The sequence below is a fragment of the Gordonia sp. LMA167 genome (assembly GCF_058130025.1).
In genome coordinates, this window is record NZ_CM176708.1 from 570726 (window position 1) to 590169 (window position 19444).

The window sequence follows — 19444 nt, forward strand, 5'->3', positions numbered from 1 at the left end:
ATATCAGGCACGTTGGTGTACTTTTCTAGTTCTGGGAGATTCCGTGACCTGGCCCGCGTGCCGCATCGAGGAACGTCCATGGGAGCCCCGCGGGCGGTCGGGATCACGCGCGGACCGCACGCTGCGTGCCATCGATGTGTCGATCCCACCGATGATCGCGGACCTCGACTACAACCCCACTGCCGCCGTTGCCAGACGTCACGAGGATGCCGTCATCGCGGTCGCCCGACTCGAGGCCGGATATGGCGTTCACCTGGCGCCGCTCGCGGACTTCCTGCTCCGCAGCGAAGCGATCGCGTCATCGAAGATCGAACATATCGACGCGGGACTGCGCGCGTTCGGAAAGGCTCTGGCGGGGGCGAAGTCCGGTACTGAAGCACAATCCCAGCTCGCCGCAGTGCGAGCCCTGATCACAATGGTCGACGCGGCGAACGATGGCCCCATCACACTTGATCTTCTCTTTCGGGCGCACCGGACGCTCATGGCGCCCGACTACTATCAGGCTCGCGAAGCCGGGGCTCTTCGCGATGTGCAGAACTGGATCGGCGGTAGCGATCATTCACCGCTCGGTGCGATGTATGTCCCTCCCCCGCCCGAAGCGGTTGCCCCGCTGATGGACGATCTGATCAGATTCAGCGATCGGCGTGATCTGCCGATCCTGGCCCAAGCCGCGATTGCCCATGCACAATTCGAATCGATCCACCCGTTCGTCGAGGGCAATGGCCGTATCGGTCGCTCATTGATCAGCGCGATCCTGCGACGCCGAGGTCTCACCGAGGGTGTCACGATTCCCCTGGCGTCGGCGATGCTGGCCAACACGACCCGCTATTTCGCGAAGCTCGACGACTATCGCACCGGGGATGTCGATGGCTTCGTCGCTTATGTGGCATCCGGGACCGTACATGCGGTCGCTGCTTCCGTGGAGACCGCCCGCGTGCTTGCCGAACTCCCCACCGAGTGGCGTGACCGGGCCCGGCCTCGCGCGAATTCGGCCGATGCCGCGTTGATCGACGCGCTGCTCGCGACACCTGTCATGGATGCCGACACTGCACAACGCATCACGATGACATCGGACGTGAGCACCTACCGCGCCCTGGCCCGGCTCACGGGTGCCGGCGTCCTGGAGCCGCTGACATCGAGTCGCCGCAACCAGATCTGGGCGGCCACCGACGTCCTCGCGGAACTCGACTCGCTCTCGGCGGCCATCGGTCGGCGCACCCTCGCCGAGTAACCGTCCCGTCAGCCACCCCGCCCACCCTGGGCGGCATACACTTCGTCATCTATGGCGCCGCGCGGTCGGCGGTGTGATCGGTGGTCATCTGTTCCGGGCCGGAGTTCCGACGACGCTGGTCGCGCGCGCCGCCCACCACGCCGATCGTGTCCGCGTAGAACGGCGTCGCCAACGAGCGACGTCGGCCGGTTCCCGAGCGGCGTCGACGACGTCGCCGAAGCGATCCCCACCGATCTGCGGGCCGCGGGGTTCGTCTCACAGACCCGCGACGACATATGGCGTGGAAATACCTCAAGCTCTTCATGAAATCTGGTGCATGTAGTCACCGATCAGAGACGCACAACAGGTTCACCAGATCACTGTGTCGCCGACATCGTGTAGGCCAACGTACAACAACGGGCGAGTTGGTGGACTTTTCAGCTACCTAGACGTTCAGTGTCCGGCGCGGGCGTCACTCACCAGTGCCACGCCTGGCCGCCGACGTTGCGAATGGTGCGCTGCAGCACGGTGATGGTGGTCGCGAAGTCGTCATCGGAGATACCCTGGCGACGTTCGGCTTCCAGCTCACCCTGAACGCCGGCCCCGGCCGTGAACCGCTCGGCACCTGCTGCGGTCAGCGTCAGCACACCGGCGTCCCGCACGATCCAGCGCTTGTCGATCGCGGCGTCGATGGCTGTGGTGATCGCCGTGTCGGATTCGTTCGGTCCGACCGTCGCCACCACATCGTGCTCTGCGACACCGTCTCGGTGTAGCGACAGTTGGTGCAGCACCCACCATTCCGGCTGCGTGATGCCAGCCTCGGCGAGACGAGAACGGGTTCGGGAGCGGATGGCCTCGCCTGCGCGGGCCGTCCAGAATCCGATCGGTTGCCGCAGCGGCGGCTGCATGTCATTGGTCACACCACGACGCTAAGACTTCAAGTTCAGTTGAGGTCAAGGCTCGTGCGTCGGCCATCGGCGCCTACCCTGGGCGGCATGCACTTCGTCATCTATGGCGCCGGCGCGGTCGGCGGTGTGATCGGTGGTCATCTGTTCCGGGCCGGAGTTCCGACGACGCTGGTCGCGCGCGGCGCACATCTGGCGGCGATCCGTGATCGTGGGCTCGTCCTGGACACCGCGGCCCGAACGCACACCCTGGAGGTCCCGGCCGTGTCCGGAGCGGCCGACGTGGCCTGGACCGACGACACCGTGGTGCTGCTGTGCGTGAAGTCGCAGCAGACCGCCGCCGCGCTGGATGACCTCGTCGAACACGCGCCGCCCACCACGCCGATCGTGTCGGCGCAGAACGGCGTCGCCAACGAGCGAGAGATCCTGCGGCGCTTCGGCCACGTCTATTCGCTCTGTGTGATGCTGCCGGCGCGTCACCTCGACCCGGGTGTAGTGGTGCAACGATCTGCCGGTGCGCCCGGCATTCTCGACGTCGGCCGGTTCCCGAGCGGCGTCGACGATGTCGCCGAAGCGATCTCCACCGACCTACGGGCCGCGGGGTTCGTCTCACAGACCCGCGACGAGGTCATGGCGTGGAAATACCGCAAGCTCATCATGAATCTGGTGAACGGTGTCGATGCCACCTTCCGCCGCGACGGCGAGGCCTACCGCGAACTCGTGAAACGGGCACGCGCCGAGGGCGAGGCGGTGCTCGCGGCAGCTGCCATCGATGTGGTCAGCGACGCGACCGACCGCGAACGCCGGGGTTCCCATATTGATCTGCGCCCGGAAGAAGCCGGTGCGGTGAGCAGCTCGACGTGGCAGAGCGTCACCCGCGGCGCCGGAAATGTCGAGATCGACTATCTGGCAGGCGAGGTCGTGCTGCTCGGGCGGCTGCACGGTGTGCCGACGCCGGTCAACGAGCTCGTGCAGACCGAAACGTCGCGACTGGTGCGGGAACAACGTCCGGCCGGCAGTCTGGATGCGGCGGAAGCATTGCGGCAGTTGGACGTATAGCTCCCAGCCCGATTAGCTCCCACCTCGCTGCCGCAACACGTTCTTCTGGATCTTGCCGGTCGACGTCTTGGGGAGTTCGGCGAACACGATGTCCTTGGGAACCTTGAACCGCGCTAGCGTTTTCCGTGCATGCTCGATGAGGTCGGCGGCGGTCACCTCGGCGCCGGCGCGGACGGTGACGTACGCGATCGGCACCTCACCCCAGAGCTCGTCGGTACGGGCCACCACGGCGGATTCGATGACGTCGGGGTGGGCGTCGAGGACACGCTCGACTTCCACCGAGGCGATGTTCTCACCACCGGAGATGATGACGTCCTTGCTGCGGTCACGGATCTCGGCATATCCGTCGGGATGCATGACGGCGACGTCACCGGTGCGCAGCCACCCGTCGAGCGTCGCTGCGGCGGTGGCTTCCGGATCGCGGTAGTAGCCGAGCATCACGTTGTTGCCGCGCACCACCAGTTCACCTTCGGTGGTGCCGTCGGCCGGGACGTCGTCGCCGTCCGGTGTCGCCACGCGAATCACCCCGGCCGAGATGTTGCCGATCCCCTGCCGGGCCTTGCGGATTGCGCGTTCGTCGGGACTGCCGGTATCCCATTCGGGTTGCCATTGGTTGACGGCGATCGGGCCGAACGTCTCGGTCAGGCCGTACAGATGGGTGACCTCGATGCCGAGATCGGCCATCCGGGCCAGCAATGCCGGTGACGGCGGTGCGCCGCCGGTGGCCGCCTGCACGGTTTGTTCCAGCGGTGCCGCGGCGGGGTCCTCGGCGATCATCGTCAACACCGTGGGCGCCGCGCTGAAGTGGGTGATGGCGTCATCGGTGAGGTGCCGCCAGATCTGCGCGGTGTCGATGCTTCGCAGGCACACATGGGTGCCGCCGGCGGCAGTGATCGCCCAGGTGAAACACCAACCGTCGCAATGGAACATCGGCAGCGTCCACAGGTAGTTGGAGACCGGTCCGAGTGCGGAGTGATACGCCATCGCCAACGACTGCAGGTAGGCGCCGCGGTGGTGGTACATCACCCCCTTCGGCCGGCCGGTTGTGCCGGATGTGTAATTGATGGCCAGCAGGCCGCGTTCATCCGCGTCTCGCCAGACGGGTTCGCCGCCGCCGGTGAGCGCGTCCTCATACTCGTCGGACGCGTCGCCGGCAGCGATCACCCGGATACCGGCCGCCTGCGCAACCGAGCGTGCCCGCTCCGCGAATTCGACGGTCGCGATCAACAACGTCGCGCCGCTGTGCTCGAGGATGTAGGTCAGCTCCGCCTCCGAGAGCCGAATGTTGAGGGGCACCAACACCGCACCCATGCCGGGGACCGCGTTGTGCAGTTCGAGCATGACGTGACTGTTGGCGCACAACGCCGCCACCCGGTCGCCCGGCCGGATATCCAGCCCGTCGAGTGCCGCCGTCAACTGCCCGACTCGCTGGTGGAACTGCGCGTACGTGAAGGTGCGGTCGCCGTCGATGATGGCGGTGCGGTCGGCGAACACCGCCGCCGCCCTGTCCAGGAAGGAGACCGGACTGAGTGGGGCAAAGGTGAACTCTGCCCCACTTGCTGGGTCGATCCGGTCCGCATGCGCCATCGTTGCCGCCTTCTCTGGTGTTCGGTCCGATCCCTCGATCCTAATGACCATCGCCGCGGCGACCCACCGGCGTCGCGTGTCGCGTGATGTCACGCGACGCCGGTGCCTGTCCGGCTACGCCCGCACTGGCTGATCCATCAATTGCCGCGCAAAGAATCTCGCCGTGTTGTCCGCCTCGATTGCCGGTACCCGCTTGTGCCCGCCGACGTGCGCCCGCAACGTCTTGTCGGCCGAGGCGAACGCGTCGAACAGCAGCAGACCCTCGTCACGTGGGATCTCGACGTCGTCCCAGGAGAGCAACAGTTCGATGGGCACGGTGATCTGCCGCGCCGCGTCGAGCAGCGACGCGTAGGCGAAGTAGCCGCCGAACACCGCCGCCGAGATTCGTGAATCGGCTGCAGTCAGAGGAATTCCGATGGCGGTGCCCAGCGTCAGCCCGGCGTATCCGATCGGGTATCCGGCGATCTCGGGCAGGGCGCACAACTCGTCGAGCACCCGCCGCCATTCGGGCACAGCGCGCTCGGCCAGCGAGGCGTTGAAGTCGGGGATGATCGGGGCGATGGGTTCGCGATTGGCGCGGGCGGTACGCAACGCCGCGACCCAACGCTGATCCTCGGCCGACCGGGGACGGTCGCCGTGCCCGGGGGCATCGATCGCCGCGACCGTGAATCCGTGGTTCGTGACGTAGTGGTGCGCGCGGTGGACGATGCCGCGATGCCGCTTGTTCAGACTGCCGCCGTGGCCCATCAGGATCAGGGCCGGGGTCGGCGGTGTGTCGACGGGTGACCAGAGGACGCCGGGGATGTCGTCCACGGTGAAGGAGCGTTCGACGATGCCGGCCGTCGTGTCATCGGTTGATGTGAAGTGCATGGTGTTGCCTTTCGAAATGCCTTGCTGTGGAGGCACTCCCGGCGACACCTGGTGTCAGCGGCGACCGCGAACCGAAGGGAGTACCCACTGGGTTGAATCGATCACGGGTACCACCTCCCTTCGCGGTGTTGCACGGTCGACAGTCACAGTAACAGTCGCCGTCTGTGCGGTCACGTGATTAAGTCGGCGCCCGGTGTCCCCCGATCGGTGGACCCGACAGTCCACCGGTGGATCACCCGGTCGGCGGAGTCCGCCGCGCCCCTGACCAGGGCAAAGTCATGGGTGTCGCCGGAACGAACAGCGTCCCGGCCCCACACCCAGGAGATTCCGATGAACACCACCAGCCGCCGCATCACCGCCGGACTCGTTGCCGTTGCCGCCACCGCAGGCGTCGGACTCGCCGTCGCCGGCGCCGCCCACGCCGGCACGATGCCCGTCACCCGTCCCGGCGAGCCGACCGTCGCGATGACCATCACCAACCACACCGACAAGCCCGAATACCTCCTCGGCGCCACGACCGGCTCGACCGGCCAGTGGGTCAACGCGCCGCAACGGGTGCTCTACCCCGGCGCCAGTGAGACCGTGACCGCCGTCGCGCCGTTCAGTAACTATCTGACCGTCAACGCCCAGTACAAGATCGGCCACTTCGGACCCACGGCCAACTACGAGATCGCGGACATGAAGGGCAACACCAACACGTCGATGAGCGGCATCTGGGGACCGCACGCCCAGAACTACTGGATGAATCACCAGATCAGCAGCCGCTACCCGAACGTGAACGTCGGCTTCGATCAGTGGTGATCGAACGAATGGTCGGCGAGATGCCGGGCCGGAACCGCTCAAGTCCCGGCGCCGGCCTCCGCCGCCACGCGATCGTCGAGCAGTTTGGCGGCGCGTTGGTGGCTGATGCCCAGTGCTGCACAGATATCCCGCACGGTCAGTCCCCTATCGCGCAGACCTCGCGCCGCGCAGTGCCAGGGCGGCCTCACGATTGGCTCGCTGCGATTCTGCCCGCAACTCGGCAGCGCGACGGAGCTCGGCGTCCACCGCGTCGGGCAGGTCGACGTCGAATTGCGCCATTCTGTCCACGTCAATGAGCGACTCCTCGAGCACAGCCAAGCGCTCCGGCGTCATAGCTCCTCGGACGCACGTCTCGGGTGCACGTTCCACGAATCGGGTGACTCGTTGCGCCAACGCCATTCACCGACTCAGCACTGCCCCCGCGTCACCTCGTACGGCAGCGACCCGTTCATCACGACTTGCGAGCCGTCCCAGACAAACGAGACGTCGACCCGGCCCGAGGGGTCCGCGTTGGGTTCGCCGGGCAGCGGCCAGCGGTAGGTGACGTCGACACTGGTCGGCGACGATCCGGTCACCGTCTGGAATCCGAGGTTGCAGGCGATGGCGGGGCCGACGAACTGGCCGAGGTGGAACATCAGTAGCTGCGAGGGTGAGGACGCGGTGCCCCGTGACGTTTCCAGCACGGCGTAGCTCAGGTCGTTGCAGGTGTTGTAGTTGGTGTTGCCCTGGAAGATCCATTGCGCGTCGGGCAGCGACGGCAACGGCGGCGGGATCTGCGCCATCGCCGCCGAGATGGCCGCGCTGCCGTCGGTGGAGCACGTTTCCGGCGTCTCGGTTGCGGTGATGGTCGGGACCGAGGTGGGTGCCGGCGTCGCCTGGCTCGGCGCCTGCACAGTGACCGTGCTGGTCACCGGTACCGGCTCGGCCGTCGGCTCACCGTCGGTCGCGCAGGCGGTCAGGCCGATCCCCAGCACCACGCAGAACATGAGGATGGCCACAGATCGGACGGATCGCATGACGTCCTTCTCCGGCGGTCGACGGTGTCAGGGTCAGTCTCCCCGCCTCACCGGCCGCAGACCGGAGAATCGGGCGATCCCCTTCCTCGCGTTACTGGCCCGTCCCGAACATGGCCGTCAGGGTCGTCGACCGGTTCCGCTCGGCATGCTCTTTCGCCAACGTTTCGGCCCGCGCGCCGTCACCGTCGGCGATGGCGTCGACGATCTCATGATGATCGTGCGACACCGTCTGCGGGTCGGGGATCTGACGGACCAGCCACTGCACCCGAAACAGGATGGGAGACATGATCTCCCCCAACGTACGGTTGTGCGACGTGGTCACGAGCAGCTGATGGAACAGCGCGTTCGCGTCGTGCGCCGCTGCCGTGTCACCCGCCGTCACCGCATCGTCGGCCGCGACCACGGCGGCCCGCAAAGCCGCGACGTCCTCGTCGGTCCGGTTGTCGGCGGCCTCGCGGCAGGCCATCGCCTCGAGCGCCTGCCGGATGTCGAACAGTTCGGCGACATCCCGCTCGGTCCACGACCGCACCACCAGCCCGCGGGTCTTGCGGACCTCCAGGAACCCCTCGGTGCGCAGCGCCTGCAGCGCTTCGCGGGCCGGGAGCCGCGACACCCCGTACGCGTCGGCGACGTCGCGCTCCACCAGCCGATATCCCGGCGGATACCGACCGGTCATCACGTCCGAGCGCAGGGCATCGAGCAGCCGGCCGGTCAGCGAGACGCTGTCGGTGGCGCTGGTCGGCGATGCCTCGGGGGTGGTGGGTGCCATGACGCTCACAGCTTACGACCCCCGGCCACGCCACTCGTCCTCACGTCAACGGCCCACGAACTCCGGGCGTTCGGTCCCGCCGAACGGGAAGCGACGGCGGAACTCGTCGGCGGCATCGGCCATGGTCACGAACTCCACGCCCTCGAACGAGCCCCACCGGTCCAGCAGACGTTCCAGCATCAGCAGCACCTGCGGGCGACCGGACACATCCGGGTGCAGGGTCATCGGGATGACGGCGTAGTCGAGCTCGCGGTACACCCAGTCGAACTGGTCATTCCACAGCTGCTCGATGTCACGCGGGTTGACGAAGCCGTGCGAATTCGGGTGACCCTTGATGAACATCATCGGCGGCAGATCGTCGACGTACCAGTTGCCGCAGAACTCGACCAGATCGATCTCGTGCCCGTGCTTGAGCGGGGTCATCCAATGCGCCGCCGGCTTGGACGTGTCGATCGGCGTCCACTCATCACCGACCCGCGCATAGAACGGGACGAAGTCGTTGTAGTTCTGCGAATGGTCGTAGGCGAACCCGTATTCGGCCAAGATCGACGCGGTGTGCTCACTCATCTCCCACCACGGCGCCACATAGCCTTGTGGGCGCTCCCCGCACAGTTGCTCGATCAGCTTGACGCTCTTGGCCATCACGTCGCGCTCCTGTTCGAGCGTGAGGGATCGCGGGTTCTCGTGGCTGTAGCCGTGCGCCCCGATCTCATGACCGGCATCCACGCACATCTGCGCCTGCCTCGGGAACGTCTCGATTGAATGCCCCGGCCAGAACCAGGTGGATCGGATGTCGCGGCGTTCCAGCAGCCGCAGCATCCGCGGCACCCCCACCTCCCCGGCAAACACGCCGCGCTGCATGTCATTCGGCGAGTCCTGCCCGCCGTAGGAGCCGAGCCAACCGGCGCATGAGTCCACGTCGATACCGACGCTGACCTGAATCTTCTTGTTTGTCATGGTGTTTGTCTTTCTGTGTTGTGGTCGACCCTTCGTGACGCTCGCAAGCTCGCTCCTCAGGGATCGGGTGGTGACGCGCGCTAGCGGAGGGGGTGTCCTCCCCGCTCCCTGAGGAGGCCCGGAGCGCTAGCGGAGGGGGATCCTCCCCGCTCCCTGAGGAGGCCCGGAGCGCTAGCGGAGGGGTGTCCTTTCCCGCTCCCTGAGGAGGCCCGGAGCGCTAGCGGAGGGCCGTCACGAAGGGCGCCCCAACAACTCCCGCATCGCAACCCGCGCATCGTCCATCGCCGCCAGATCGACATCGCTCCAATCCCGTTCGGCGATACTGTGCGCCGACAACCAGGCGACGACCGCACCGTCGCGTTCCACCGGCCCCAGCACCTGGGCGCTCACCCCGTAGAAATCGCGCAGCGCCTGCGGCGGAAACGGCGGCTCAACGAACGCGGGCTGGACCAGCACCCGGCGGGTCTCGTCAAGCCATCGCACGGTTTCCAGCGCACGCTGATCCAGCGACGGATCGTGCTGGATGGAACGGATTCCGGCACCGCATGATTCGGCGACGCACAGGTCGACGTGCAGCCCAAGATCGCCGTCGTCGACGCGAACGGTGGTGCGATCACAACCGGTGCGTTCCCGCAGTTCGGTGACGATCTGCTTGGCGCGATGCCGGAACGATGCCTGCTCACCGAAGCTGCCCCAGCCGCGGATGCGTCCATCGCCGCCGGCGGTTTCTATGGCCCACCACAACGTCGCGGCGATGCTGTCGATGACGGGTACGCCGAGCTTCTGCTCGACCGCTGCGGTCACTCCGGTGCCGTCGACGTTGGTGCAGATCAGCGCCACCGCCTGGGCGTCGCCGGCCTGGGTGGCGTCGGTCAGCAGCGTGGCCACGGCGTCCTCGGTGGCGGCGGCGAACGAGAAGTTGTCGGTCAGGTTCCATTCCGCGTGGGAGACGATCTCGACTCCGTGCCTGCGGTATTCGGCGACGATCTTCTCCACCACGTCGCCGGTGTACGGGGTGGCGGCGGCCAGCGAGTTGACGCCGAAGTCGTGGCAGGCCTGCAGCAGAGCCAGAGTGGAGGTGGTCGCGGGGATGCCGGTGGCGTCGGTGATGGCCGCGGCGATGGCGTTGTCATGCTCCACCCCCAGCCAGGATCCGGCGGTGCCGTTCCACACGATGACGTCGACCTTGGCGTCGGCGAGCAGTGTGGCTGCGGCGACCATCGAGTCCACGTCGAACGACGCCCCGGTGCCGTCGGCGCTGATGGCCTGCACGCGGACGCGGGTGGAGACGAACGTGACGTCGTCGCGGCCGGCGAGTAGTCGGGTGGTGGTGTCCTCGACGGTGGTGTTCGACGACGGGACGATCATGCCGATGCGGGTCATACCCTCACTCCTGGTGTCGTGGTGGTCGGCTGGGTTGCTCGGGGTGCGAGGCGTTTCGCGTAGTCGAGGGTGAGCACGGCGATGGTCATCACGATGCCTGCCCCGACGAAGTACAGCAACGCCCAGGTGTATCCGCCGGTGGCGCCGACGATGAATCCGACCGCCATCGGCGTGATGAACCCGGAGATGTTTCCGGCGAGGTTCATGGCGCCGCCCAGGACGCCGGCGTCTTCGCGGCCGCCGAGGATGGCCGGGACCGACCAGAACAGGCCCACCCAGCGCAGGAAGAACAGCACCACCGACAACAGCGCGATCGCCGCGACCGGGCCGGGCATGAGCACCACGCCGAGCAGGCCGAGCACAACGCAGACGCCGGCGATGCCGAGCAGCGACCGCATCACGAGGTTGGTGCGGTAGCCACGCTCCTTGAGGCGGTCGGCGAGCTGTCCGCCGATGATCTCGCCGACGAACCCGGCACCGAAGATCACAAACGTCGACCAGCCGATCGTCTTGAGGTCGAAGCCCTTGCTCTCCGACAGGAACAGCGGTCCCCAGGTGAGCAGGCCGTAGAACACGCCGTTGAACCCGAGCCAGCCGAAGCACATGGCCCAGAAGCTGCGGTACTTCAGGTAGTGCACCAGGCCGGCGCGCTGCCCGGTGGAGCGGTGCCGGGTGTTCTCGTCGGCGTGGGCGGTTTCCAGGTAGTCGAGCTCGGCGGCGTCGACCTTGGGATGTTCGGACGGGGTGTCGCGGATCGCGCGCCACGCCCATAGTCCGAGCAGCATGGTGACCGCCCCGGCCGCGAGGAACGCCCAGCGCCAGCTGCCGGTGAACGCGATGAGGCCGGCGATGGCGATGCCGCCGATGGCTGAGCCGAGCGGTGCGCCGGCGTCGAGGATGGTGGCGCCGCGGCCCCGTTCTTTCTCGGTCAGGAACGCCGCGTTGAGCTTGCCGCCGGCCGGCATGATGGGCGCTTCGGCGATGCCGATGGCGCCGCGGGCGATGGCCATGGTGCCGATGTTGGGTGCCATGCCCGACACCGCCGTCGCGCCGCCCCACCCGATGCAGGCGGCGGTGATCAGTTTGCGCGGCCCGAACCGGTCGATCAGCCAGCCGGCCGGGATCTGCATCGCCGCGTACGCCCAGAAGAACGCCGACAGCAGCAGCCCGGTGAGCTCGGCGCTGATGTGGAAGTCCTCTTTGATCATCGGCAGCGCCACGGACAGTGACCCGCGGTCGACGTAATTGACGGTGACCAAGAGGAGCAGCAAGGCAAACATCCGCCAACGGGTGTTGGACATCGCGAGAACTCCTTCAAGATTTGGTATACCAAGTCGGTATACCAAGAACCTAGAGGGCGACGTCCACAACCACAAGCGTTCGCTGTAACCACTGGGTAAACGATCGAAACCACGAGGTGAGAGGCATGACCCAGCCGTATCGGCCGTCGGCGATCTGGGGTACCGGGCGCAATTTTCCGGCCCCGGGCGCACCCAGCAAGCCCGACCGTCCGCAGCTGTTCCTGAAGAATCCGCATGCGGTGATCGGTGACGGTGAGACTCTGCACCTGCCGACCGACATCGCCGATGAGGTGGTGTGCGAGGGCGAGCTGGCCATCGTCATCGGCGCCGACTGTCGCGGGCTCGACAGTGTCGGCGACGCCCGTGCGGTGATCGCCGGCTACACCGTCGCCAACGACGTGACCGCCCGCGACCTGCAGCGGATCGACGACCACTGGTCGCGCGGGAAGGGCCTCGACGGTTTCTGCCCGCTCGGCTCACGCATCGTGGCCCCCGCCGACGCCCCGCCCTGGTCGGAGGCGATCATCCGGACCCGCGTCGACGGCGTGCTGATCCAGGAGTCGCCGGTGTCGGACGCGTATGTGGGTCCCGAGGAGTTGGTGCTGTGGATGTCGCGGCAGCTCACGCTGCATGCCGGCGACCTGGTGCTGTTGGGCACGCCGGACTATCTACCGCCCGGCGGCGAGGCGGCCGCGGTGCTGCGGCCGGGGAACGTGGTGGACATCAGCATCGATGGGATCGGGACGTTGCGCACGCCGGTCGGCGAACGGCACCAGTAGCGCCCGGCGAGTCACGCGCCCGCGGTGCAGGCCCAGATGATGGTGCGCGACCCGGGTCCCGACTTGCCGGCGGCCGCGACCTCGGCTCGACGCTTGGTGGGCGCATAGGCCCACCCCCAGCGCCGGGTCACCGGGTTCTGGGTGACGGCCCCGCAGCTGCGGTCCATCTGCACCACCCACTGGCAGTCGGATGCGGCGCACTTGGCTTCCGCGGCGCGATGGGCGGCACCGGCCGTCGAGTAGTTGATGGCGTACGCGGTGTTGCCGGTGCGCGGTGAGATCGCGATGGCACCGAAGATGTGGCCGGTGTCCGCGGAGGCCTCGGCGGGAACGGTGAGCAGGGTCGCGCCGGTGGCGACGGCGAGTAGTCCGGCGGCGGAGATGCGCTTGAGGGTGCTGGTTCGCATGGCGGGCGGTCCTTCATGAGTGGTGCGCGAGCTCGGCTTCTCGCGCGGTCATGAGTGGGATGCACCCGGGTGGCGGGAATGTTCCCTACGTGGCCGACGGCCGTCCGCTGCGGTCCGTGACCGGTCCGTCGTCGTCGCGGAACACGACGACCCGCAGCGCGTCCTGCAGTTGCCGGGTCGTCGCGCGCCACACCTGCTCCTCACGACGGCATGCCTCGGCATGATCCGAGTCGCCGGCCGCCTCTGCCTCGAAGGCGGATTTCATCCACTCCAGGTACTGCTCCTGGGTGGTGCGGATGTACTGCAGGATCGCCGACTGATCGAAGCGGCAGATCTTGGCGACCTCGTGCGCGCCGAGGGTGCCGTCTTCGTCCAGCACGATGAGCGTCTGCAGCGGATCAGGCAACTGATCCCGTTCGGGCGCAGGCGGATTCGCGTCCGCACTGGCGATCGCCGAGATGACGTCTGCGGCACAGGTGTGCATGAAGTCGAACCAGCGACCGAGCGCGGCGACGAGGTTCTCCCGATGGAAGGCCGGCATGTCGATGCTGTGGAAGACCATCAGAGCCGACTCGTGCAGGATCAGGGTGATGCCGGGCCAGCGCACCGACTCCCGGGCGACGAACTCGGCGGCCACGGCATCGTCGGCCACCTCATCGACCAGCGTGCCGAAGAACTCGATGGTCGCCTCACCGTCGAGGACCCATAGCCAGGTCGGGGCGTGCTTGGTCGGCAGGGGGATGTCACCGTCGCCGTCGGCCGCGATGCGGCGCCCGGCGATGCCCTCGAGCACGTCGGTGATCAGGTTGAGCAGGTGATCGCGGGATTGGGTGACCGCGCCGACCGCGATGGTCGCCTCCCGTCGCACCGGACGGGAGTCGCCGAGGAACGCCGGGTGCACGACCTCCCCGATGTCCCGCAGCATGTCGACGGCGACGTGGGCGACTTCATCGACGCGGCGACGACTCACCTCGTAGATCAACCGACCGTCCCGCAGCCTGCGCCACCCGCCGGCGGTCATCGCCTCGATCTGCTCGTCGTGGGACGCGGTGGTGGTGCGCAGCGCTTCGTCGGGGACCGTGCAGCGGATGCGGCGCGCGCCGGTGACGGTGAACGTCAGGACGACGCGGGGTCCATCCGGGATGACAGGGACCTGCTCGACCACAAATCGGTCGCCGACCTGCAGGATTGCGAGCCGGTCGGCCAGATCGTTGCGAAACAGTCGCCACGCGTCGTCGATCGACGCGTCGACATCGAAGTCGCCCATGTCTGTCCCCGATCAAGTAGTGCATACGTGACTGTCCGAACCATCACGCCCACACGCAACGTAGAGGTGGGGTCCGACAGTCACCGGGCGCGCCGGAAAGGTCCGCTTCCGGGATTTCGCCCCCGGGGATTGTCGCAGGTCCATGCTGTAATTCGGCAATGCTGTGGCTGGCGTTACCCAGTGTGGCAATTGTCATGTTCGTCATCGTGGTGCCGCTGAGTCTGCGCCGGCTGCGTTCACGGGTACCGACAAGTGGTCGCCCGGTAGAATCTCACCAGTCGGCGCACCGCCGATACACACCGTCGGCGTCACGTCACGACGCATGGAGATCATGAATCACTCAGATGAAAGGGCGTCGTCCCTTCGGTTCTCGTGAACCCGCACCGCCGTCGCCGACGGCGCCGCGAATCGCATGCCACGCGCAGCCTGGAGCAGTGGCGTCGGCAGGTCGAATACCTCGAACGACGAGTCCGGCTGGGCGACTATCGGATGCCCGTGGACATTCACAGTCTCGTCCTGCAGGGCAGCCCGCAACCGCTGTGGTGCACCCATCCCGCGTGTGTGATGGCCTCCCTCGGGACCGAGCCCCGGGCACGTTTGGACACCTTCATGGGCCGCCGTGGACGACGAGCTCGGCAGTTGCGCGTGGCCGTCGCCCACCTCGATGAACGTTATCGCGACGTCACCGTACCGACCGATGCCCCGAGGACACTGTCGTGGTGGCACCGGCGGCAGCCGTGGGCGTGAGCAGGTCGCGCCCGGTTCGACCGCCCGGGGCACCGCTCCCGTGGTCACACGAACAGCGGCACCTGGCTCTGCGGGGGCGCGCCCGCATAGCGGTCGACGACCTTGTTCAGCTCGAACTGCATGTACAAGATGTTGGTGCTCGCCAGGAAGGCCAGCACCCAGCACCACGTCGGTGAGCACGTGGGCGGAAGACCGGCGGCCCGCTGCGCATCCTGGATGCGTTTGCCCGCGTTGTGAAAGCTGACCAGCGGGCAGATGACCGTCCAGAACAGGAACAGCATCACCAACATCGGCCCGACCACCGGGATCTCGCGACGGGGATCGAACTCGGCCATCTCCTTGTGGATCTTGTAGTACCAGACGTAGAAGTAGATGCCGAGGGTGATGAGCGGCAACCCGATCCAGGCGGCAAAAGGGTTGCGGCGCTTCATCGCCAACCCGGAGGCGACGGGCTGGAACGGCGGCGGCTGTGATGGTTGGAACGGCGGCGGTTGCGGCGGCATCGCGGCGGTCGGGCCCGATTGGTAGCCCGGCTGTTCGGTGGGCGGTGGTGGCACGATGTTCGGCTCGGCGAACTGCGGTTGCCCGGCCGTCGCGTTCGGGTCGGCGGGCGGTTCGTCGCTCGGCTCAGGCATGATCGCTCTCGATTCGCGCTTAGGTGGTCGCCGACCTGGCCGAACCGGGCCAGGCGTGAATCGCGTGCACGCGACACCGACTCAATGCTATGTGCCGAGCATCGCTCGGGGACGGGGTCGGCGAAATCCGTTCGCACGCTGGAGCGATGGCCGTCGACGGGTTCACACATGATGATCCCGGTCGAGCGAGGTGATCGTGACCGCGCCACCGGCTACGCCAGCATCTCCCGGATGTCGTCGGCGCTAAGGGCCGTGCCGAAGAGTTCGCCGTCGTCGACGACAGCGTCGAACAGTGCACGTTTGCGGTCCTGCAGCCGCACCACGCGTTCTTCGATGGTGTCCGCGGACACCAGACGGTAGACGTTGACCGGGCGTTGCTGGCCGATGCGGTGCGCCCGATCGACGGCTTGCGCCTCGGCAGCGGGATTCCACCAGGGATCACAGACGAAGCAGTAGTCGGCCTCGGTGAGGTTGAGCCCGAATCCGCCCGCCTTCAGGCTGATCAGGAATACCTGGGTGGCTCCGGAGGTGAAGCGTCGTACCGCGGTGTCCCGCTGGCGCGTCGTCATCGATCCGTCGAGGTAGCTGTAGACGATGCCCGCCTCGTCCAGGCGGGCCCGGATGATATCGAGGAATCCGGTGAACTGGCTGAACACCAGTGCGCTGTGGCCCTCGTCGATCAGCGCGGGCAGTTGGTCGGACAGGTAGTCCACCTTGGCCGAGTTGACCGCATTGTGCGTGGTATCCACCAGCGCCGCATGCAGACTCAGCTGCCGCAGCATACTGAGCGAGCGGAACACCTGGAAGCGGTTCTTCTCCCAGTCACCCAACAGGCCGAGCACCTTCTGCCGTTCGCGGGCCAGCCGGGTGTCATAGATCTTGCGGTGTTTGGTCGACAGGTCGAGCACCATCGCCTGTTCCTGCTTGGCGGGGAGGTCGATGGCCACCTGATCTTTGGTGCGCCGCAACATCACCGGTTTGATCCGGCGCCGCAAGGTGTCGAGTCGTTCGGGGGCCGAGCCCGATTCGATCGGCTTGCGGAAGTAGTCGGCGAACGCGGTCGGTGACGGGAAGAGCCCGGGAGCGGTCACTGACAGCAACGACCACAGCTCCATCAGGTTGTTCTCCATCGGCGTACCCGTGATCGCCAGCTTGAACGGCGCGTCGAGGCGGCGTGCGCACTGATGGGTTTTGCCGGTGTGGTTCTTGATGAACTGGGCTTCGTCGAAGACCGCGCCGTCCCACGCGTACGCGTCGAAATCGTCGAACAGCAACCGCAGCAATGTGTACGAGGTGACCACGATGTTCGCGTCCTCGACCTGCTCGGCGAACGGGATGCCGGTCCGCGCCTCGGTGGCCGTGATCGCCGACACCCTCAGTCCGGGAACGAATTTGCCGCATTCGGCCACCCAGTTGGGCACAACGCTGGTGGGTGCCACCACCAGGAATCGTGCCGTTCGGTCGGCGTCGGCGGCGCGCGCGACCAGCGCGAGCGTCTGCACCGTTTTGCCCAGTCCCATGTCGTCGGCCAGGATGCCGCCGAGTCCGTTCTTCCACAGGAACGTCAGCCAGTTGAGGCCGTGGTGCTGGTAGTCGCGCAGCTCTGCCTTGAGTCGGCGAGACGGTTTCACCGGCCGCGGTGGCGCCGCTTTGGCCAACTGCGCCATGTGTTTACGCCACTGGGTCAGCTGTTTGTCGACGACTCCCAGAGCCAGGAGCTCCTCCCAGAACGTCGCATTGAGGCTGTGTCTGCTGACGCGACCGGAGTCGATCTCACCGAGCGTGCGTGCCTCGGCGAGCAGGTCGGCCAGCTTCTGCAATTCCGGTGTGTCCAGCGAGAAGTACGCGTTGCTGGGCAAGATCATGTGCTTCTCGCCCGCCGACAGCGCGGAGATGAGATCGGCGATCGGGACCTGCACGTCTCCGACGGTCACGGTGATCTCGAGGCCGAACCAGTCGTTGCGCTCGGATTCACCGGAGGTGAAGGCGATCTCGGGGAGGTCGGTGACGGGATGGAACTCGTCGGTGCACTGGTAGTCGATACGGATGCCGGGGTGGGTGCGCAATTGTGGGAGGAGTTCACCGGACACGATGGCGAGTTCCGGTATCGAGAACGTGGCCGGCTGCCGCAGCGCCAAGAATGGCGCGCCGTCGATGGCTTCGTCGTTGGCGGCAGCGGCGAGAAGCCGTTCATGGGCATCGAAGTGATCCCGTGACCCCGGGTGGCGGCGAAATTCGGCGAGCAGATTGAGGGAGGCGTCGCGTCGCCAGGTGGCCGTGTGGCGCGCAATGGTCCGCATCTGCGGTAGAAGCTCCGACCACAGCTGATTCTCGATGCCCGCTTCGCGATAGGGTGTGGTTCCCGTCGGTTCCGACGGGTCGAAGACGACGGGCACATCGTTGACCCGATACCCGACGCTCCAGTAGTAGCGGGCGCCACGCTCCGAATCCTTCAGCGTGAGTACCGCTTCCGGACCATCGATGCTCGGAGGTTCCAGCAGACCCTCGTCCACCTGCACCGTGCGCTGCTGCGTCAGTCGTGGCAGCGCCTCGACCGAGAACTCGGGCAGGTCGGCCGTGGGGATGACGATGGCGGCGTCGTGCCGGAGGGCAGTGAGTTCGTCGCGCCGAATCGGGTGCTGCAGGGGCGCCAGTGTGAGCACTCCGTCGCCGACGGTCCACAGCCCGTGCGCATCGGGCGCGCCGATGAAGTTGAGGTCGGCTGCGTCTACGGGGTGATCGTCGAGCACGACCTCGGTGCCCAGGTGCGCACCGTCGCGATGCGCGGTGATGGTATAGCGCACGTCGGCGCTGCCGAGGCGGACGGTGGTGGAGAGCAGGTTCGGGTCGGCGATCAGTGCGACGCCGTCGGCGATCGCCTCGGCCAGTAGTCGCCACAGCGCCGCAGGAGGTGCGGCCAGCGAGATGTAGTCGTGGTTCGCCGAGTACACGCTGCCCACCACCATGCGATGGATCGCGCGCAAACCCGCATGGTGGGTGGGGTCGGCGGCGGGATGATCCGGCATGGCAATCTCCCGCCACGATGCACCGGTCCTGATCCACTTGTCGCGTTTCCCCTGGATCATGGGCCGCAGCGTGAGCGATGGGTTCCGCGAATACCGGGTGGGCGCGGCCCGACCGACCGCGAGGGCCAGTGGCTTTGTCCGGGTCGTCGCGGTAGTCGGGGTGTCGAGGATGGCGGCGATCGTCGTGCGCCACGACAGTGGGATCAGTGCCGAATCCGTGGCGATGGTCGTCGAAACGGGAGCAACAACGGACGCCATCGGCGTCGGCGTCGCGGACGGCTCAGAGGTCGCAACCCTCACCGTGAACAGCAGCGCCACAACATGTTTGCAATTGGCCGCCACCGGACAGGTGCATACGGCGTGCGCGATGCCCGCTATCGTCGGCTCTCCACGAAAGCGGACGTGCTGGCGATACTGCTCACCGCGACTGCCGAGACACGCCCCGGCCAGCGTGGTGCCGTCCTCGGTCCAGGAATGGTCGAGAATCCTGCGCTGTTTGGCGTAGCTGCGGCCGCGCACGATCGCGGGGCCGCTGAACATCCGATTCAGCTCGGCGTCGTGGAATTGCAGGGCACCGTTCCTCACGCGACGAGACTACGTTCCCCGCTCACGAATGTCGGGACTTGTGTAGGCGTTTCGACAGGTCAGGCACCATGTTGGCCACGTCCGACGGTGGGGATGAGACTGGTGCGTTCGGAGTGATTGTCGGTGCTGCTGTGGCAGCG

Annotated in this window: 19 protein-coding genes; 5 read left to right on the plus strand and 14 right to left on the minus strand. The window is 66.9% G+C overall.

Going from position 1 to position 19444, the window contains the following annotated elements; translation table 11 throughout:
* Nucleotides 1–43: 43 nt before the first annotated feature.
* Nucleotides 44–1231 carry a Fic family protein gene (locus ACVT6V_RS02600; RefSeq protein ID WP_489898254.1) on the plus strand — a complete coding sequence of 396 codons (1188 nt, stop codon included), beginning with the start codon at nt 44–46 and terminating at the stop codon, nt 1229–1231.
* Nucleotides 1232–1280: 49 nt separating this feature from the next.
* On the opposite strand, the gene ACVT6V_RS02605 is transcribed toward ACVT6V_RS02600, so the two are convergent.
* Together ACVT6V_RS02605 and ACVT6V_RS02610 are read right to left on the minus strand one after the other, a co-directional pair.
* On the minus strand, nt 1281–1403 hold the full coding sequence (locus ACVT6V_RS02605) for a hypothetical protein (RefSeq protein WP_489898255.1): 123 nt from the start codon (nt 1401–1403) through the stop codon (nt 1281–1283).
* Between the two features lie 283 nt (nt 1404–1686).
* Nucleotides 1687–2130: a MarR family winged helix-turn-helix transcriptional regulator gene (locus ACVT6V_RS02610; RefSeq protein WP_489898256.1), complete on the minus strand. Its 444-nt coding sequence runs from the start codon at nt 2128–2130 to the stop codon at nt 1687–1689.
* A gap of 75 nt (nt 2131–2205) precedes the next feature.
* Here ACVT6V_RS02610 and ACVT6V_RS02615 point away from each other — a divergent pair, with 75 nt between their 5' ends.
* Complete coding sequence (locus tag ACVT6V_RS02615; RefSeq protein ID WP_489898257.1) at nt 2206–3174, plus strand: ketopantoate reductase family protein; 969 nt, start codon at nt 2206–2208, stop codon at nt 3172–3174.
* 12 nt (nt 3175–3186) lie between these two features.
* On the opposite strand, the gene ACVT6V_RS02620 is transcribed toward ACVT6V_RS02615, so the two are convergent.
* On the minus strand, nt 3187–4761 hold the full coding sequence (locus ACVT6V_RS02620; protein WP_489898258.1) for an acyl--CoA ligase family protein: 1575 nt from the start codon (nt 4759–4761) through the stop codon (nt 3187–3189).
* Nucleotides 4762–4875: 114 nt separating this feature from the next.
* On the minus strand, nt 4876–5631 hold the full coding sequence (locus ACVT6V_RS02625; protein ID WP_489898259.1) for a dienelactone hydrolase family protein: 756 nt from the start codon (nt 5629–5631) through the stop codon (nt 4876–4878).
* Between the two features lie 330 nt (nt 5632–5961).
* Between ACVT6V_RS02625 and ACVT6V_RS02630 the strand changes: the two genes are divergently transcribed.
* Nucleotides 5962–6432 (plus strand): copper chaperone PCu(A)C, encoded by a 471-nt coding sequence (locus ACVT6V_RS02630; RefSeq protein ID WP_489898260.1) that lies wholly within the window; start codon nt 5962–5964, stop codon nt 6430–6432.
* 144 nt (nt 6433–6576) lie between these two features.
* Here the strand turns inward: ACVT6V_RS02630 and ACVT6V_RS02635 are convergent, their stop codons facing one another.
* The 6 genes from ACVT6V_RS02635 to ACVT6V_RS02660 form a co-directional block, all read right to left on the minus strand.
* Nucleotides 6577–6765 (minus strand): hypothetical protein, encoded by a 189-nt coding sequence (locus tag ACVT6V_RS02635; RefSeq protein WP_489898261.1) that lies wholly within the window; start codon nt 6763–6765, stop codon nt 6577–6579.
* 74 nt (nt 6766–6839) lie between these two features.
* Nucleotides 6840–7448 (minus strand): LppP/LprE family lipoprotein, encoded by a 609-nt coding sequence (locus tag ACVT6V_RS02640; RefSeq protein ID WP_489898262.1) that lies wholly within the window; start codon nt 7446–7448, stop codon nt 6840–6842.
* Between the two features lie 91 nt (nt 7449–7539).
* Nucleotides 7540–8217 carry a GntR family transcriptional regulator gene (locus ACVT6V_RS02645; protein ID WP_489898263.1) on the minus strand — a complete coding sequence of 226 codons (678 nt, stop codon included), beginning with the start codon at nt 8215–8217 and terminating at the stop codon, nt 7540–7542.
* Between the two features lie 45 nt (nt 8218–8262).
* Nucleotides 8263–9174 carry a polysaccharide deacetylase family protein gene (locus ACVT6V_RS02650; RefSeq protein ID WP_489898264.1) on the minus strand — a complete coding sequence of 304 codons (912 nt, stop codon included), beginning with the start codon at nt 9172–9174 and terminating at the stop codon, nt 8263–8265.
* A gap of 231 nt (nt 9175–9405) precedes the next feature.
* Nucleotides 9406–10557, minus strand: a complete 1152-nt coding sequence (locus ACVT6V_RS02655) for a maleate cis-trans isomerase family protein (RefSeq protein ID WP_489898265.1) — start codon at nt 10555–10557, stop codon at nt 9406–9408.
* The gene (locus tag ACVT6V_RS02660) at nt 10554–11858 is read right to left on the minus strand and encodes an MFS transporter (protein WP_489898266.1); all 1305 of its coding nucleotides are present in this window, start codon (nt 11856–11858) and stop codon (nt 10554–10556) included. Before ACVT6V_RS02660 ends, ACVT6V_RS02655 begins: the two co-directional genes overlap by 4 nt.
* A gap of 125 nt (nt 11859–11983) precedes the next feature.
* Here ACVT6V_RS02660 and ACVT6V_RS02665 point away from each other — a divergent pair, with 125 nt between their 5' ends.
* Nucleotides 11984–12637: a fumarylacetoacetate hydrolase family protein gene (locus ACVT6V_RS02665; RefSeq protein WP_489898267.1), complete on the plus strand. Its 654-nt coding sequence runs from the start codon at nt 11984–11986 to the stop codon at nt 12635–12637.
* An 11-nt stretch (nt 12638–12648) separates the two neighbouring features.
* Here the strand turns inward: ACVT6V_RS02665 and ACVT6V_RS02670 are convergent, their stop codons facing one another.
* Both ACVT6V_RS02670 and ACVT6V_RS02675 read right to left on the minus strand, forming a co-directional pair.
* A complete protein-coding gene (locus ACVT6V_RS02670) occupies nt 12649–13044 on the minus strand; it encodes a DUF4189 domain-containing protein (RefSeq protein ID WP_489898268.1) in 396 nt (131 codons plus the stop codon).
* A gap of 85 nt (nt 13045–13129) precedes the next feature.
* Entirely contained in the window at nt 13130–14311 is a 1182-nt protein-coding gene (locus ACVT6V_RS02675; RefSeq protein WP_489898269.1) for a TY-Chap domain-containing protein, read from the minus strand.
* 372 nt (nt 14312–14683) lie between these two features.
* Here ACVT6V_RS02675 and ACVT6V_RS02680 point away from each other — a divergent pair, with 372 nt between their 5' ends.
* Nucleotides 14684–15058 (plus strand): hypothetical protein, encoded by a 375-nt coding sequence (locus ACVT6V_RS02680; protein WP_489898270.1) that lies wholly within the window; start codon nt 14684–14686, stop codon nt 15056–15058.
* Nucleotides 15059–15102: 44 nt separating this feature from the next.
* On the opposite strand, the gene ACVT6V_RS02685 is transcribed toward ACVT6V_RS02680, so the two are convergent.
* Nucleotides 15103–15693: a DUF4234 domain-containing protein gene (locus tag ACVT6V_RS02685; protein WP_489898271.1), complete on the minus strand. Its 591-nt coding sequence runs from the start codon at nt 15691–15693 to the stop codon at nt 15103–15105.
* 212 nt (nt 15694–15905) lie between these two features.
* Complete coding sequence (locus ACVT6V_RS02690; protein WP_489898272.1) at nt 15906–19304, minus strand: DEAD/DEAH box helicase; 3399 nt, start codon at nt 19302–19304, stop codon at nt 15906–15908.
* Nucleotides 19305–19444 lie beyond the last annotated feature (140 nt).

Coding starts and splice junctions, on each gene's coding strand:
- ACVT6V_RS02615 (WP_489898257.1), top strand. CDS start 2,206: ATGCACTTCGTCATCTATGGCGCCGGCGCGGTCGGCGGTGTGATCGGT.
- ACVT6V_RS02620 (WP_489898258.1), bottom strand. CDS start 4,761: ATGGCGCATGCGGACCGGATCGACCCAGCAAGTGGGGCAGAGTTCACC.
- ACVT6V_RS02625 (WP_489898259.1), bottom strand. CDS start 5,631: ATGCACTTCACATCAACCGATGACACGACGGCCGGCATCGTCGAACGC.
- ACVT6V_RS02630 (WP_489898260.1), top strand. CDS start 5,962: ATGAACACCACCAGCCGCCGCATCACCGCCGGACTCGTTGCCGTTGCC.
- ACVT6V_RS02635 (WP_489898261.1), bottom strand. CDS start 6,765: ATGACGCCGGAGCGCTTGGCTGTGCTCGAGGAGTCGCTCATTGACGTG.
- ACVT6V_RS02640 (WP_489898262.1), bottom strand. CDS start 7,448: ATGCGATCCGTCCGATCTGTGGCCATCCTCATGTTCTGCGTGGTGCTG.
- ACVT6V_RS02645 (WP_489898263.1), bottom strand. CDS start 8,217: ATGGCACCCACCACCCCCGAGGCATCGCCGACCAGCGCCACCGACAGC.
- ACVT6V_RS02650 (WP_489898264.1), bottom strand. CDS start 9,174: ATGACAAACAAGAAGATTCAGGTCAGCGTCGGTATCGACGTGGACTCA.
- ACVT6V_RS02655 (WP_489898265.1), bottom strand. CDS start 10,557: ATGACCCGCATCGGCATGATCGTCCCGTCGTCGAACACCACCGTCGAG.
- ACVT6V_RS02660 (WP_489898266.1), bottom strand. CDS start 11,858: ATGTCCAACACCCGTTGGCGGATGTTTGCCTTGCTGCTCCTCTTGGTC.
- ACVT6V_RS02665 (WP_489898267.1), top strand. CDS start 11,984: ATGACCCAGCCGTATCGGCCGTCGGCGATCTGGGGTACCGGGCGCAAT.
- ACVT6V_RS02670 (WP_489898268.1), bottom strand. CDS start 13,044: ATGCGAACCAGCACCCTCAAGCGCATCTCCGCCGCCGGACTACTCGCC.
- ACVT6V_RS02675 (WP_489898269.1), bottom strand. CDS start 14,311: ATGGGCGACTTCGATGTCGACGCGTCGATCGACGACGCGTGGCGACTG.
- ACVT6V_RS02685 (WP_489898271.1), bottom strand. CDS start 15,693: ATGCCTGAGCCGAGCGACGAACCGCCCGCCGACCCGAACGCGACGGCC.